Source organism: Moorena sp. SIO1F2 (assembly GCF_010672755.1).
Classification (GTDB): Bacteria; Cyanobacteriota; Cyanobacteriia; order Cyanobacteriales; family Coleofasciculaceae; genus Moorena.
In genome coordinates, this window is sequence record NZ_JAAHFV010000576.1 from 1 (window position 1) to 2,494 (window position 2,494).

Annotated in this window: 1 protein-coding gene and 1 pseudogene; both read right to left on the bottom strand. The window is 42.5% G+C overall.

All coding sequences use genetic code 11. The features are described from left to right. Window positions 1-127 (bottom strand): annotated as a pseudogene (locus F6J94_RS32915) (hypothetical protein); the annotation flags it as partial. A gap of 40 nt (window positions 128-167) precedes the next feature. Continuing rightward, window positions 168-2,494: tetratricopeptide repeat protein (locus F6J94_RS32920; RefSeq protein ID WP_293047926.1), on the bottom strand; the 2,327-nt coding region annotated here is incomplete at its 5' end.

The window sequence follows — 2,494 nt, forward strand, 5'->3', positions numbered from 1 at the left end:
GGAATACACCATCAGAGTTTAGGGTTTCGCGGTCAAATTCAAAGCCCTCACCCAGCTGAGCAGTACGAGCGTATTGCTTCACATCGAAGGGGTCAGTAAAGGTTTGACCATCAAGAACTCCACCGTACTTCCCGATTCCCGATTCCCTATTCCCGATTCCCTACTCCCTACTCCCTACTCCCTACTCCTATTAACTGTTGCTCCAATTCTATCACTTTTATCTGAATATCTAGGCTCCGATAAATTTCTAAACTTTCAGTAAAAAATTGGGAAGCCATGGCTTTAGCATTCGCTTGATTACCCTCAACACGACGCAAGTAAATTTCCCCTAAGAGCTGGCGAGCAGAGGCTTCTAGTTTCCGACGGTTGTAGTCTAGGAAAACCTGTAGGGATTCCAGAGCTAACGCTTCTGCTCGGTCAAGGTTTTCTAAGACATTAACCTCTAGGTAAGCCCGGGAGATATCTAGAATTTCTTCCGCCCTATCGACAAGTTGTCCAAGTTCTGAAAGTAACCTTAAGCCCATGGTGTAGTTGGTTTCAAATTGCTCAATATGTTCTGGTAGAGTAGGGTGGTTGGAGGGTAATCGGCGCAAGCGTTCCGAATAGAGTAAGCCAAGAGCGGTATAGTTGTAGGCTTGGTTGGTTTTGTAGTCGTTGGCTTTACTAATTTCCATGGCTTGACCAATACTTTGCTCCCCTTGGCTGAGTAAGTGGAGGGCTTCGGTTGTGTCTGGAGTATTTTTGGCTAAGAGGCGTTGGCTGTTACCAATTTTTCGATACCGATTAGCAATCTTTTCATTTTGACCGAGTTGTTGATGGAGATTTAGGCTTTGCTGGTAATAGTCAATGGCTTTGGTGTAATCACCTAATTCTCGATAACAATCAGCTAACCAACGCCAGGAATCGGCGACATCTGTTTGTAAATCCAACTGGTCATAGAGTTCAAGGCTTTGTTGGTAGTATGCGATCGCTTGGTCATACTTACCCCAAGCTTGATAGATTCTACCGAGCTGACAGTAGGTTAATGGTATAAGTAATTGGTCATCAAGCTGCTGAAGGATGGCTAATTCTTTGAGTTCACAATCAACAGCTTGCTGATATCTGCCCCAGTCTCGATAACAATCAGCTAGGCAATACCATGAATCGGCGACATCTTTTTGTAAATCCAACTGGTGATAAAGGTCACGGCTATGTTCGTGGTATCGTATAGCTTGCTCATACTTACCCCAAGCTTGATAAATGTAGCCTAGATAAAAGTAGGCTAATGCTACATCTGATTGGTGATCAAGCTGCTGAGAGATCGCTAAGTCTTTGAGTTGACAATCGAGAGCTTGCTGATATTTGCCCCAGTTTTGATAACAAATAGCTAGCCACAACCACTGATTGGCGACATCCTGTTGTTTATCCAACTGATCATAGAGGTCACGGCTTTGTTGGTAGTATGCGAGCGCTTGCTCATACTTACCCCAAGCTTGATAAATGTAGCCTAGATAAAAGTAGGCTAATGCTATATATGATTGGTGATCAAGCTGTTGACAGATGGCTAAGTCTTTGAGTTGACAATCGACCGCTTGCTGATAGTTGCCCAATTCTCGATAACAATCAGCTAGCCAGGACCACAAATTGGCTAGATTCTTTTGGTTAGCCAACTGCTGATTGATTTCAACGCTTTCTTCGTAGAATGCGATCGCTTTCTCATAGTCCTTCTTTTTCCGGTAACAGGTAGCTATTGCCCAAGCAATGTAACCCTTAATCGGACTATCTGGCTGTTGATTAATCTTCTCTAAAATTTCAATAGCCTGATCATAGTTATCCAAGCGGACGTAAGATAGTGCTGTTACAAATTCTATGGCTTGTTGACTTGCCTGATCCCGAATCGGAAGGTGTCTGGTTGCTTCCAGAGCTGGGGTCATCTCTTCCCCTAGCTCTCTCACCAAATCTACCAGATTATCAAATAGCTTAGGCTCTGCTTGGTTAACTAGCTGTTTAACAAATTCATTTACATTACTAACTAAGGTTTCTCGTGTTTGACCACAACCTACGTATAAACTTGCTAACTGAGTTTTTACCCATTGCTCTTCACTTAGCTTTAAATTATTAGCCGCTTCTTGGAGAAACTTAATTACTTCATCCTTTTGATTAAACCTTTCAATCTCCCGTAACCTGCTCAACAATTCCTTAATCGTTTCATCTTCAAAGTCTTCATCTAACCCCAAGTAAGTCCAGACCAACTGCTGAATCACCCTGGATCGAATCTTGCTGTTGACATCAACATCAGCTAAAACTTTACCGGCAAACAGTAAATCCTGCAATAGCGATGGTGACTCCTGATATGAAACTGTTGAATTCTCCCCTAAAACTGGCCAAACTAAAACCACATCCTTTGATGATGTTTTTCTAATCTTAATTTCCCCATGGTCAATCCTAGGCTGATAGTCATCTAAGGGTTTAAAAAATCCTTGAACTAACTTATTAATCCGTCTGGGATTCTCAA